This window comes from Flavobacterium sp. UBA2787, assembly GCA_002352205.1.
Classification (GTDB): domain Bacteria; phylum Bacteroidota; class Bacteroidia; order Flavobacteriales; family Flavobacteriaceae; genus Flavobacterium.
The window spans coordinates 238,450-251,171 of sequence record DEHZ01000005.1; the positions used below are offsets into that span (position 1 = coordinate 238,450).

Consider the following 12,722-nt stretch of genomic DNA (forward strand, 5'->3'; position numbering starts at 1 on the left):
ATTAACAAAACTTATATTGTGCTTAACAAATATCTGTTTTCTAGTCTATATATTTGCTATATCAAAATGAATAATTTAACTAATATTAAAATAATAACGTATGAAATCATTAAAAGTATCTTTATTCGCAATTGCAGCCACAGTATTATTTTCGGTTGGTGCAACTGCTCAAGAAAAGAAAGCAGAAGTTAAGCCTACTATTACTACAACTCCAGCTGCTCAAAAACCAACTTCTCCTGTTACCTGGAAAGAAGTATCGTATGATTTTGGTGAAATTAAAAAAGGAACTCCGGTTTCTCACGATTTCTCTTTTACCAATACAACTAAGCAAACAGTTATCATTACTAACGTAAAGGCTTCTTGTGGATGTACTGCAACAAACTATACTAAAACACCTGTTAAACCAGGAGCTACAGCCACAGTAACCGCTACTTATAATGCTGCAACTGCTGGAAATTTTTCTAAAACAGTTACAGTTTCTTTAAACGAAAATGAAGTGCCAAAAGTACTTACTATCAAAGGAAAAGTAATTGATACAGCTCCGGTTAGTCAATAATCTACATTCTAAATTATAATTCAATTGAACCATTTTGAGAAATCAAGATGGTTTTTTTAATTAAAATTATGTAAAGTATATTTTACATATTGGAAAAAATATTTTACATTTGAGCATTAATTTAAATAATCAATAGTATGAAGATGAATTATTTATTTCCGCATCGTTTTAAAAAGTTAGGGTGGTTTGTGTTTATTCCAACATTATTTATTTCTATTTTTTTTGTAATTTATGAAAAGGAATATGAAATGTTTGATTTAGTGGTCCCAGCTTTATTTTCAGATCAATTGTTTGGTAAAAGCGATTTGTTTTCTATGGTGAAAAATAATGTTTTTGATGAAATTTTATCTTTTCTTTTAATAACTAGCGGATTGTTGTTGGCTTTTTCAAAGGAAAAAATTGAAGATGAAATGGTTCAAAAAATTCGTTTGGAAAGTTTAGTTTGGGCAACGTATGCAAATTATATCGTTTTGTTGTGTTGTATTCTTTTTATTTATGGCTCTCCTTTTTTTACGGTTATGATTTATAATATGTTTACTTTATTATTGTTTTTTGTCATTCGTTTCAATTGGATGATTTATAAGACCTCAAAAATTAGTGAAGATGAAAAATAACATCAAAGTAGAACGAGCAATAGCCAATTTAACCCAAGCAGATTTAGCCGAAAAAATTGGCGTAAGTCGTCAAACAATAAATGCCATTGAAGCAAACAGATTTGTTCCATCTACCATTTTGGCTTTAAAAATTGCTAAACTTTTTAACAAATCTGTAAACGAAATTTTTCTGCTGGAAGATTCTGATTAAAATAAAAATAATTAGAAAGTTTTTATATCTTTATATTACTAAATTATAAAGCCATGATAGATAAAATTAAACTCGACAACATTTTATTTTTAGATATTGAAACTGTTCCGGAAGAAGAAAACTTCAAACTTTTGGATGAAGAAAAGCAATATCTTTTTGAATCTAAAACACAATACCAACGCAAAGACGAATTTACTCCCGAAGAATTTTATGATCGTGCCGGAATTTGGGCAGAGTTTGGAAAAATCATTTGTATTTCTGTAGGTTATTTTACAACCAAAGGCGACATTCGAAACTTTAGGGTAACGACTTTTTTTGGTGAAGAAAAAACGATTCTAAAAGACTTTAGTAATTTGTTAAACAATCATTTTAACCAACCTCAACATATTTTATGTGGTCATAATGCTAAGGAATTTGACTTTCCGTTTATTGCGAGACGAATGATTATCAATCAAATTGAAATTCCGTCTAAACTAAATTTATTTGGAAAAAAACCATGGGAAGTTCCGCATATTGACACAATGGAATTATGGAAATTTGGCGATTATAAACATTTTTCTTCAATGCGATTGCTAACAAAAGTGCTCCAGATTCCTTCTCCAAAAGACGATATTGATGGTAGCGAAGTGGCGTATGTATATTACGTTGAAAAAGATATCGACCGCATCATCACCTATTGTGAAAAAGATGTGATTGCCGTTGCTCAAATATTTTTGCGATTCAGAAGAGAAGATTTATTAATTGAAGACGAAATTATTCACGTATAAAAAAAAGACTCCTGATTTGTAGCCTTTCTTTATCTCTTCAACACAATTTTCTTTGTTGTTTTTACCTTTTCATTTTGAACAGAAATCAAATAAATTCCATCTGAGAATTCATTTATATCTAATTCCATATTTGATGAATTGATTTTCTTGGATAGAATAATTCGCCCCTGTAAATCAAATAAATCAATAGTAGTTTCCAAATTTTCAAACCAGGAAACAGTTAATTTTCCTTTAGATGGATTTGGGTAAATGATTGCTTGAATGCCATTATTTTCAACTAAACCAAGATTATCTTGAATTGTGATCGGAATAAGAAGATTTGGCAACCATCCCGATGAATCGTTTTCAATATTAACCAAAAAACTATCTGTTGCTTCTTCTGTTAACGAATTTGTATAGCTGATTTTATTCAAATTTACATCTTCTTGTGTAAATGTATCACCAAGAACTAAATCGACAGTTTCTTTTTTCAAAACACCAAGAGAAGGCAATTCTATTAATGTATATTCTTGATTTGAAGTTGTTTGTAAGGGAGTTTCAGCATTAATCTCTTCCGTTGAAATTATTTTTGTTGTGTTTACTTCAGTAACTATTCCGTTATTGGTAAAGTTTAAATTATTTTCAATAGAAGTAGAGTTACAAAAAGACAAACTTACAGCATTGATTGTTCCGCCATCATTATTGTATTTATCAATCACAAATAAAGTCCAAATTCCATCTGCCAATAAACCGTTTAATTCACTTAACGGTTGATTGGGTTTGATGATACCGGAAATTGCAGGATTAAATCCACAATTTAAGAAGGAACCGGAGTCATCAAGTGTAGCAATAATATCATCTTGTCCACCACATGGTTCTTCAAACAAAGTTATAGACGGACTTCCAATTTCAGGTGGACCAATCAAATAAATTGACATATCCTGCACCCAAGTGTGCGAAATATCCAAACTCACATTAATATCAGCAATCATGATTTCGCCGGAAACAAAAATTGGTATACTAGCTGTTGAATTGGCCACATTATCAATAAAGGCATCTGAAAAATCTGTAGCACTAAATTCCAGCCCGCAATCAAAAATTCCGGTTTGAAAGTTCGCTACAGCAAATGCCGTTGCATTTCCACAACGATTACTTGGTTTTACTCTCCAATAATACACTGTTTCACTGCTTAAGTCGGTTACATTTACAGTTGTGTTTTCTGTAGTTTCTGTCCAAAATATAGAATTAAAAGCAACATCAGTCGAAACCTCAACAACATAATTTTCAGCATTTACATCCTCTTCCCAAGTTAAATTTACCGAAGCCGCAACAGCTGTTTGTCCATTTAAAGGCAAGATGGTATTTATCAATTCAAATTCAGAACTCAATATCTGTAAATTCACATATCTTGTTTCAGATTCATTTGTATTGGAAGCTACAATGCCAATTGCATAACTACCGGGTTCAACAGCAGTTAAATTAGAAACGATTAGTTCGAAATTTCCACTGCTATTCAATGTTGTCTCGCTTAAATTTATAACTGCACCATCCGGAACATCTATCACGGAGAACGAAACATTTCCACTTTCATTACTAGTAAATGTGAATGAAAAAGTGGCATTTTCATTTGAGCAAACGGTTTGGTCATAGCCAAGTGGTACAAAACCAAAGTCAGAATCAATTCCTGAAATGATAAGCGAATAATCTTGTTTGTTGGTTTGTAAAGTTCCTTTGTGCGAAATGGTGATAGTATAATCTCCTCCATTTGCGTTATCAATTGCAACTGTTTCAACAGTATCTACAAAATTATCTGCGTTTCTTAGTGCTAATTGAGCTGCATCTGCTTGCAATCTCCAAGGATAAAAAGTGGTTGAACCTTGCGAGATTCTAATATCTAAATCGTGAACAATTGCTGGTGTTGGGTCGTTTAAAGTTCCAGTATTGGCTATACCGGGAATATCTGTCCAACAAATTGTAGCCACCAAAGGTTGTCCGGCAATTGATTTAATAGTTTTTGTATAAATTTGATTTTGAGTAATACTTTCCTCCGAAATCCAAGTGTTCAATCCATTGTTTGAAATGGCATTTGCAGCTGTTTTAGCATTAAGTAATCCCCATCCAAATACAGCATCAGGTCCGGGATTTCCGGCATCGTCTGCAGTATGACAAGCCAATCCTTTCAAAGTGGCCGATTTCATAAATTTTTGATATAAATTGTTGTAATGTTGCTGAAGCAATAATAAAGTTCCCATCACATTCGGACTCGCCATGGAAGTTCCGGATAGGGAAGAGTATTCTTCATCGCCACTACTGTTGGTAGAATAAACTCCGGTTCCGTTTCCGGTGATATCAGGTTTAATTCGCAAATCATCGGTTGGCCCCTCGCTGCTGGCAGAATTTATATTAACCGAAATCAAGTTGCCATTAGTATCAATTTCAGCATCTTGACCATTAGCAACTACCAAATTATTTTTACCATTTTTATTTCCGGTCAATTTATCAAAATCAACAGTGGTAGGATTTTCGTTAACGATATTTCCGTCATTTCCGGCTGCAACAACCATTAAATAATAGGGCGAAACATAATGAATCGAGTCCCATTCAAGTGCATCTTGGGAATAAGCTCCGGCATACCAACTTGGCACATTGATTAACCGAGTTCCATAAGAATGATTGGAAAGTAAAAGACCGTTTTGAATCTCTCCTAAAACCTCAGCTTCATCTTGTGTCCAATCAAATGTTTTTACCGTTGCTTGAAACGCCATTCCTTTGGCATCCGCATCTACTCCGGCAGCACCAACTGTTCCTGTTACGTGTGTAGCGTGGAAACTATTGCCGTTTAGTTCGGTTGCATCGTCTCCCACAATCATTCTTCCGCCGAATTCTTGATGTGATGTTCGTGTTGGACCTCCGTCCCAAACACCGCCAATCATTCCTTGTCCGTTGAGATTTAATCCTAATCCACCACCGGAATGCAACTGATTTGCTCGTGTGGAAATAGCCGCATTGATGTTGTTGACTGAAAAATATTTTGGCTTTCCATCAGGAAATAAACCCATTAACTCATCTACGCTTCCGTCTTCATTTTTTTTGAAAACTTCCCACTGATTTGCTTTTGCAGAAAAAAGAGCTTTTTCTTTTTCTGCTTTTGCTTTTTCAGAAAGTTCAGCTTGCAATTGTTTTATTTTTGCTAAATCATATTGTTCTAACAAGGCTTTTTTCTGTTCTTCCGTCTGACCAATTACAGAGAAGGAAAAGAGCAGTATAAAAAAACTTATACAGAAGTTTATTTTTGATATGTAGAGGTTTTTCATTAGTTGATTGGGAAATTTAATGATTCAAAGATATAAATTTAATTTTTTCTACTGATTTACTTAAAAAAATATACATTATTTAACAATGGTTGAATGTTGAGATTGTCAATTCAAATGAGTTGTTTCTTTAAATTACGAAAAAAAGCAATTTACAGATGTAAATAAAAAAAATGGATTAATTTTAAACAATGGAAAACAGCATTCTTTTATCGGTAAAAAAACTCACTATTTCTTTTAAAAAAGAGAAAGAACTTGTTCCCGTTGTTCACAGTTTAACCTATGATTTATTTGAAAATGAAATCGTGGGAATCGTGGGAGAATCCGGTTCAGGAAAATCAGTTTCGTCACTGGCAATCATGGGTTTGCTACCTCTAAAGATTTCAAAAATTACGAATGGAACAATTCTTTTTAACGAAAAAGATATTACCAATTTATCCGATAAGGAATTTCAAAAAATAAGAGGAAACGATATTGCGATGATTTTTCAAGAACCGATGAGTTCGTTAAATCCATCCTTAAAATGTGGTTTTCAAGTAGCAGAAATTTTAGAAAGACATACATCACTATCCAAAAAGGAAATTAAAACGGAAGTAATTTCGTTGTTTGAAAAAGTGAAACTACCTAATCCCGAAGAACTATTTAATAAATATCCACACCAAATTTCAGGTGGACAAAAACAACGCGTGATGATTGCGATGGCAATTGCCTGCAAGCCAAAAATTTTGATTGCCGATGAACCGACAACTGCTTTGGATGTGACTGTTCAAAAGGAAATAATCCAATTATTGAAGGATTTGCAACAAGAAACCAAGATGAGTATTTTGTTTATTTCCCATGATTTATCTCTGGTTTCAGAAATTGCCAATCGGGTTTTGGTAATGTATAAAGGGGAAATTGTGGAACAAGGAAATGCCAAAGCTATTTTTGAAAATCCACAACACAATTACACCAAAGCTTTAATTGCTTCCAGACCGTCGTTGGAATTTAGGTTAAAAAGACTTCCGACAATCCAGGATTTTTTGAGTGAAACAAGTAAAAGCGAAATTGTTTCTGCCGAAGAACGAAAAGAAAATCAGGAAAAAATTTATGCAAAAACTCCTCTTTTGGAAGTAAAAAATGTAGAAAAAGAATACTTGTCAACGGTTGGTTTATTCGGAAAAAAATTGTCTTTTAAAGCTGTTAATGATGTAAGTTTTAAAATTTATGAAGGCGAAACAGTTGGTTTGGTGGGCGAATCCGGTTGTGGAAAATCAACGTTAGGAAACGCTATTTTACAATTAGACAAAGCAACTGCCGGACAAATTTTTTACAAAGGAAATGATATTACAAAACTGAATAAAGACGAAATCCGAAAACTCAGAAAAGAAATTCAAATTATTTTTCAGGATCCGTATTCCTCGTTAAACCCCAGAATTCCAATTGGGAAAGCAATTATGGAACCGATGAAAGTGCACGGGTTATATAAAAATGACACGGAACGAAAAGCACAAGCAATTGAAATTTTAGAGCGAGTGGGGTTGGGTGAAGATTTTTTTAACCGTTATCCGCACGAATTTTCCGGCGGTCAACGGCAACGAATTGGAATTGCCAGAACGATTGCTTTGCAACCAAAATTGATTGTGTGTGACGAATCAGTTTCTGCGTTGGATATTTCTGTGCAAGCTCAGGTTTTGAATTTGTTGAATGAATTAAAAGAAAACTTCGGATTCACCTATATCTTTATTTCCCATGATTTAGCTGTGGTGAAATACATGAGCGATCAAGTTTTGGTAATGAACAAAGGAAAGATTGAAGAAATAGCTGATGCGGATGAACTGTATGCCAATCCAAAAAGTGCTTACACAAAAAAATTAATTGAAGCGATTCCGAAAGGATAAAAAATAAAAAATTTATGTTATTTACAGCAACGTTTTCTGAGTTTTATGAGCAATTTAAAACCAGTCTTTCTAACGGAACTTTTGCCAAACTTACTTTTGCGAAAACCATTGGCAACACCGAAATAAAAAATATTTTTATACGACCCATTTTAGAAGAAAACGAATTAAAATTGGAACTGAAATTCCGCTTTCAAAGAGAAGAATTGTTTGAAATTCATACTATTGATAGTGCTTTTGATCGTTTACTTCCTTTTATCAATAATCCGTTTTTATCGGTTATTTTGTTTACTACAGAATTTGATTTGACATATAAATTAAACAAAAAAAGAGTGGTGAGTGTAACCGATCAGCCTCCTACTTTTGGCAATGCAAATGAGGTTTTGTTGGCATTTTTGAATAAATGAAATTATCTAAATAATAAAGGTGCAAATTCTGAAAGATAATCTCGCCAGTTTGACCAAGTATGCCCACCTTCCGATTCTTTGTAGGTATAGTTGAAATTCATCGAATTAAGTAGATTTCTAAAATCGGTGGCTTCTTTGTATAAGAAATCCGTTTTGCCAATCGCTTTCCAATATAATTTATAATTATTCTCTTTTTGAGCTTTTAGCTTTTTTTCGATGTTTAAATACATTTCACTCTCAGCTTCTTTAGGTTGAAAAAGAGCCGCCGAAAACACGCCCATATAATCAAATGTTTTTGGATAATTAGCAGAAATAATGATGGTATGAAATCCTCCCATCGATAACCCTGCAATGGCTCTTGATGATTTTTCTTTTTTTACACGGTATTCCGATTCAATAAATTGAATTACATCGCCGAATGCTTTTTCGGTGTTTCCCGAAAACATATCCGGTTGAATAAAGTCCGGAGTATAAAAACCTTCTTTTGACTCTCCGGGAGCTGCTGATTGACTGGCATTTCCGTTTGGCATGACAACTATCATTGGTTTTGCTTTTCCTTGAGCAATTAGGTTGTCTAAAATTTGAGCAGTTCTTCCCAGGGTTATCCAAGCCTCTTCATCACCACCTGCTCCGTGCAATAGATAAAGAACAGGATAATTCTCCTTACTTTCTTCATATCCGGGCGGAGTATAAACCGTTAATCTTCGGTTCATTTTTAAAGTAGGCGATTCATACCATCGTTTTGAAACTGTTCCGTGTGGCACATCATTTACTTTATATAATTCGGCTTTTCCACCGGGAACAATAAAAATATTGACAACAGTTGCCACATCTCTACTAAAATGAACGTTATTTGGGTCGTTAACAGCCAAACCATCTGCTATAAATTTATAACTGTATAATTCGGGCTGAAGAGTAGAAGTCGTAAAAGTCCAAATTCCTTTTTCATTTTTTTTCATTTCGGTTTTTCCTTCAAGCAATCCTTGTTGATTAAGAAAATCTCCTTCTAAAAATACTTTCTTTACGTTCGGAGCTTCAAAACGAAATGTAACGGTATTATCGCCATGAATTTCGGGCGAAATAATTTTTTTCTCACCCGAAAAATCTACATTTTCCTGAGCATAAATGATTGAAAAGCAAAGTGAAAGAAGAAGCGAATACGTAGACTTTTTCATTTTTATAATTTTTTAAATTTTAATCTAAAACCATCTCCGGAATTTCTCCTTCCACAATCAATGTTCCTTCAGTAGCTTTGATAATTTCTTCAACAGAAACACCGGGAGCTCTTTCAAGAAGTTTAAAACCGTTTGGTGTCACATCCATGACGGCTAATTCGGTGACAATTTTTTTTACGCAACCCACACCCGTTAGTGGAAGCGTACAGTTTTTTAAAACTTTTGATTCACCGGCTTTGTTCACATGCATCATGGCAACGATGATATTTTCTGCCGAAGCGACTAAATCCATTGCTCCGCCCATTCCTTTCACCATTTTTCCGGGGATTTTCCAGTTGGCTATATCTCCGTTTTCGGAAACTTCCATAGCTCCTAAAATCGTTAAATCTACTTTTTTACTTCGTATCATTCCAAAACTAAAAGCAGAATCAAAAAAGGAAGCTCCTGGCAACGTGGTAATAGTTTGTTTTCCTGCGTTGATGATATCCGCATCTTCTTCTCCTTCATACGGAAATGGTCCCATACCAAGCACGCCGTTTTCACTTTGAAATTCAACTGAAATATCGGTTCGAACAAAATTGGCAACCAACGTCGGGATTCCGATTCCTAAATTTACGTAGTAACCGTCTTTTACTTCTTTTGCAATTCGTTTTGCAATTTGATTTTTATCTAAAGCCATTTTTTTAATGTGTCAATTTGTTAATTAGTCGATGTGTCAATGTGGGAAGATGTGTGAGAAATTAATTGACTCATTGCCACATTTTCTTATTGCCACATTATCTCTGTCTAACTGTTCTTTGTTCGATTCTTTTTTCAAACTTTTCGCCTTGAAAAATTCGGTTCACCATAATTCCGGGAATGTGAATTTGATTTGGGTCTAATGTTCCGGCGGGAACCAATTCTTCCACTTCTGCAATGGTAATTTTAGCCGCACCAGCCATACAAGAATTGAAATTCCTAGCGGTTCCTTTAAAAATTAAGTTTCCGGCTTCGTCTCCTTTCCATGCTTTTACGATGGCGAAATCGGCTTTATAGGCTTCTTCCATCACATACATTTTTCCGTCAAATTTTCGTATTTCTTTATTGATGGCAACTTCAGTTCCAAATCCGGCAGGTGTAAAAAAGGCTGGAATTCCGTGTTGAGCGGCTCTACATTTTTCGGCTAATGTGCCTTGAGGTGTGAGTTCAACATCTAATTCTCCTGAAAGCATTTGACGTTCAAATTCGGCATTTTCACCAACATAAGACGAAATCATTTTCTTAATTTGTTTCTTTTGAAGCAATAATCCTAATCCAAAATCATCCACACCGGCATTATTGGAAATGCAAGTAAGATTAGAAACGCCCATTTTTACTAATTCAGCGATGCTGTTTTCAGGAATGCCGCAAAGGCCAAAACCCCCGAGCATAATGGTCATATTATCGGTAATTCCAACAAGAGCTTCTTGAACAGAATTTACTTTTCGTGTAATCATATCGTTTGTTTGTTTTTCGAATTTTAAAGGTATAAAAAAATGGGCTTTTTGCAAAGTCCATTCTTTTATTATTGTTTTTATGTGAATTTTCTAAAAATTGAATTCATCTAAATCCTGATCAAAGTCTAATGTGTCTTTTACGGTTTTCCAACAATCAACTTTCACGGTGATGTTTTCCGGTCTTTCAAATGGGTCTTTGGAAACATTAAGTTTTTTGTCTTTATAACATTTATCCATATAAATTCCCCAAATTGGCAAAGCCATTGTGGCTCCTTGACCCATGGCAGTTGTGTTGAATCGGGCGGATCTGTCTTCACATCCTACCCAAACACCGGTGCATAAATTGGGTACAAACCCCATAAACCAACCATCAGAGTTATTTTGAGTGGTTCCGGTTTTTCCTGCAATTGGGTTGTCTAATTTATAGTCGTAACTTCTAAAACCTGCTCTACCAGCACGTAATCGAGTTCCTGTTCCGTCTTCAGTCACGCCTTCCATTAATTTCACAACCGCATATGCAATGTCTTGACTGAGTACATCGTGACTTTCCGGAATGTTTTCATAAATGATGTTTCCATTTTTATCTTCGATACGGGTAATTAATTGCGGTTTTATATAAATTCCTTTGTTTGCAAATGTACTGAAAGCGGCAACCATGTCTTGAACGGTAATTTCTACCGCTCCTAAACAAATTGAAACTTGTTCCGGAATATCAGCAGAAACACCTAATTTATGTGTTAAATCAATAACAGCTTTTGGTCCCGTTCTGTCGATTAATTTTGCAGAAATGGTATTGATAGAATTAGCCAGTGCTTTCTTTAAATTAATCATTCCACGGTATTTTCCGTCTGAATTTCTTGGTGTCCAATTAGCACTAACATTGTGTCTTCCTCTTGGAATTGTAAATGGAGAATCAATAATTGAGTCACATGGCGACATATTCAATTGTTCGATGGCTGTGGCGTAAACAAAAGGTTTAAAAGTAGATCCAACTTGTCTTGCACCTTGTCCGGCATGGTCGTACTGAAAATGTTTGTAGTTGATTCCGCCTACCCAAGCTTTCACATGACCTGTTTGTGGTTCCATTGAAATCATTCCGCTTCTTAGGAAATGTTTATAATAACGGATGGAATCCATTGGAGTCATAATTGTGTCGCGTTCACCTTTCCAAGTGAAAACTCTCATTTCTGTTTTTATGTCAAACGATTTGATGATGTCTGCTTCACTTTTATCTTGAGCTTTCATCAATCGCCAACGTTCAGAATTTTTCATTGCTCTTTTTAGCAAATTCTCCGTTTCATCGTCAGTGATTCTGTAAAATGGAGCATTTTTATTTCTTTTCTGACTTTTAAAAAATTCTACTTGAAGGTTTTTTAAATGTTCGTGCACTGCTTCTTCGGCATGTTTTTGCATACGCGAATCAATGGTGGTGTAGATTTTTAAACCATCATTATAAATATTGTATTCTGAACCGTCCGGTTTTTTGTTTTCTTTGACCCATTTTTTCATGTAATCGCGAAGATATTCTCTGAAATAAGTAGCGATTCCTTCTAAATGACTTTCGGGGTTAAAATCTAAAACGATTGGTTTTTTTTCTAATTGTGCTTTTGCTTCCGGTTCTAAAAAGTTGTTTCTAACCATTTGATTTAGCACAGTATTTCTTCTGTTTAAAACCAATTCTTTTCTTTTTTCTCTGGTAGGATTATAAAGCGATGGATTTTTTAACATTCCAACCAACAAAGCACTTTCTTCAATAGATAAATCACGTGGTTCTTTTCCAAAATAAACTTTAGCGGCAGATTTTATTCCCACAGCCGTATTAACGAAATCTGCTCTATTTAGATAGAGTGCAATAATTTCATTTTTAGTATATTGACGTTCTAGTTTGGTAGCAATAATCCACTCTTTAACCTTTTGAACTAATCTAAAAAGAATAAATTTAGAACCTTCTCCATGAAATAGAAGTTTCGCTAATTGTTGTGAAATAGTACTTGCTCCACCGTCTGATCCAAGTCTTAAAGCCGCTCCAAAAGTTCTTCTGGCATCAATTCCTGAGTGTTCGTAGAAACGTTCATCTTCTGTAGCAACCAATGCATCAACAAGGTGTTTTGGCAATTCATCAAATGTTACAGGTGAACGGTTTTCACGGTAAAATTTACCTAAAACCACACCATCTGAAGAAATGATTTCAGTAGCTAAATTTGAATCCGGATTTTCCAATTCATCAAAACTTGGCATGGATCCAAACAGTCCGAAGCTGGCAAAAACAAAAAATAAGATTACACCAGTTAATCCGATGAAAAATACTTTCCAGAATTTTTTTTGATAGTAACTTATGTCTTTAACGGTAGAATTATTTTTCTTAGCCATA

At 34.4% G+C, this 12,722-nt stretch carries 11 protein-coding genes; 6 read left to right on the plus strand and 5 right to left on the minus strand.

The window, feature by feature from the left end; translation table 11 throughout:
* Nucleotides 1–100: 100 nt before the first annotated feature.
* From B4N66_RS05105 to B4N66_RS05120, 4 genes are all read left to right on the plus strand, one after another.
* Nucleotides 101–556: a DUF1573 domain-containing protein gene (locus B4N66_RS05105; protein ID WP_291092836.1), complete on the plus strand. Its 456-nt coding sequence runs from the start codon at nt 101–103 to the stop codon at nt 554–556.
* Between the two features lie 137 nt (nt 557–693).
* Nucleotides 694–1,170 (plus strand): hypothetical protein, encoded by a 477-nt coding sequence (locus B4N66_RS05110; protein WP_291092838.1) that lies wholly within the window; start codon nt 694–696, stop codon nt 1,168–1,170.
* On the plus strand, nt 1,160–1,360 hold the full coding sequence (locus tag B4N66_RS05115) for a helix-turn-helix transcriptional regulator (protein ID WP_291092839.1): 201 nt from the start codon (nt 1,160–1,162) through the stop codon (nt 1,358–1,360). Before B4N66_RS05110 ends, B4N66_RS05115 begins: the two co-directional genes overlap by 11 nt.
* Nucleotides 1,361–1,413: 53 nt before the next feature.
* Nucleotides 1,414–2,127 carry a 3'-5' exonuclease gene (locus tag B4N66_RS05120; protein WP_291092841.1) on the plus strand — a complete coding sequence of 238 codons (714 nt, stop codon included), beginning with the start codon at nt 1,414–1,416 and terminating at the stop codon, nt 2,125–2,127.
* Nucleotides 2,128–2,156: 29 nt separating this feature from the next.
* Here the strand turns inward: B4N66_RS05120 and B4N66_RS05125 are convergent, their stop codons facing one another.
* Nucleotides 2,157–5,420, minus strand: coding sequence for a S8 family serine peptidase (locus B4N66_RS05125; RefSeq protein WP_291092843.1), 3,264 nt, complete (start codon nt 5,418–5,420; stop codon nt 2,157–2,159).
* 188 nt (nt 5,421–5,608) lie between these two features.
* Here B4N66_RS05125 and B4N66_RS05130 point away from each other — a divergent pair, with 188 nt between their 5' ends.
* Nucleotides 5,609–7,297: an ABC transporter ATP-binding protein gene (locus tag B4N66_RS05130; protein WP_291092844.1), complete on the plus strand. Its 1,689-nt coding sequence runs from the start codon at nt 5,609–5,611 to the stop codon at nt 7,295–7,297.
* A 14-nt stretch (nt 7,298–7,311) separates the two neighbouring features.
* Nucleotides 7,312–7,701 (plus strand): hypothetical protein, encoded by a 390-nt coding sequence (locus B4N66_RS05135; protein WP_291092845.1) that lies wholly within the window; start codon nt 7,312–7,314, stop codon nt 7,699–7,701.
* A 2-nt stretch (nt 7,702–7,703) separates the two neighbouring features.
* On the opposite strand, the gene B4N66_RS05140 is transcribed toward B4N66_RS05135, so the two are convergent.
* From B4N66_RS05140 to B4N66_RS05155, 4 genes are all read right to left on the minus strand, one after another.
* Entirely contained in the window at nt 7,704–8,876 is a 1,173-nt protein-coding gene (locus B4N66_RS05140; protein ID WP_291092846.1) for an esterase, read from the minus strand.
* 19 nt (nt 8,877–8,895) lie between these two features.
* Nucleotides 8,896–9,555 (minus strand): CoA transferase subunit B, encoded by a 660-nt coding sequence (locus B4N66_RS05145; protein WP_291092848.1) that lies wholly within the window; start codon nt 9,553–9,555, stop codon nt 8,896–8,898.
* Nucleotides 9,556–9,652: 97 nt separating this feature from the next.
* Nucleotides 9,653–10,351 carry a CoA transferase subunit A gene (locus tag B4N66_RS05150; protein WP_291092849.1) on the minus strand — a complete coding sequence of 233 codons (699 nt, stop codon included), beginning with the start codon at nt 10,349–10,351 and terminating at the stop codon, nt 9,653–9,655.
* A gap of 90 nt (nt 10,352–10,441) precedes the next feature.
* A complete protein-coding gene (locus B4N66_RS05155; protein ID WP_291092851.1) occupies nt 10,442–12,721 on the minus strand; it encodes a penicillin-binding protein 1A in 2,280 nt (759 codons plus the stop codon).
* Nucleotide 12,722 lies beyond the last annotated feature (1 nt).

What these genes read in the sequence shown, in the direction of transcription:
- B4N66_RS05120 (WP_291092841.1), top strand. Translation starts at nt 1,414, where the DNA reads ATGATAGATAAAATTAAACTCGACAACATTTTATTTTTAGATATTGAA.
- B4N66_RS05105 (WP_291092836.1), top strand. Translation starts at nt 101, where the DNA reads ATGAAATCATTAAAAGTATCTTTATTCGCAATTGCAGCCACAGTATTA.
- B4N66_RS05140 (WP_291092846.1), bottom strand. Translation starts at nt 8,876, where the DNA reads ATGAAAAAGTCTACGTATTCGCTTCTTCTTTCACTTTGCTTTTCAATC.
- B4N66_RS05135 (WP_291092845.1), top strand. Translation starts at nt 7,312, where the DNA reads ATGTTATTTACAGCAACGTTTTCTGAGTTTTATGAGCAATTTAAAACC.
- B4N66_RS05150 (WP_291092849.1), bottom strand. Translation starts at nt 10,351, where the DNA reads ATGATTACACGAAAAGTAAATTCTGTTCAAGAAGCTCTTGTTGGAATT.
- B4N66_RS05115 (WP_291092839.1), top strand. Translation starts at nt 1,160, where the DNA reads ATGAAAAATAACATCAAAGTAGAACGAGCAATAGCCAATTTAACCCAA.
- B4N66_RS05125 (WP_291092843.1), bottom strand. Translation starts at nt 5,420, where the DNA reads ATGAAAAACCTCTACATATCAAAAATAAACTTCTGTATAAGTTTTTTT.
- B4N66_RS05155 (WP_291092851.1), bottom strand. Translation starts at nt 12,721, where the DNA reads ATGGCTAAGAAAAATAATTCTACCGTTAAAGACATAAGTTACTATCAA.
- B4N66_RS05110 (WP_291092838.1), top strand. Translation starts at nt 694, where the DNA reads ATGAAGATGAATTATTTATTTCCGCATCGTTTTAAAAAGTTAGGGTGG.
- B4N66_RS05130 (WP_291092844.1), top strand. Translation starts at nt 5,609, where the DNA reads ATGGAAAACAGCATTCTTTTATCGGTAAAAAAACTCACTATTTCTTTT.
- B4N66_RS05145 (WP_291092848.1), bottom strand. Translation starts at nt 9,555, where the DNA reads ATGGCTTTAGATAAAAATCAAATTGCAAAACGAATTGCAAAAGAAGTA.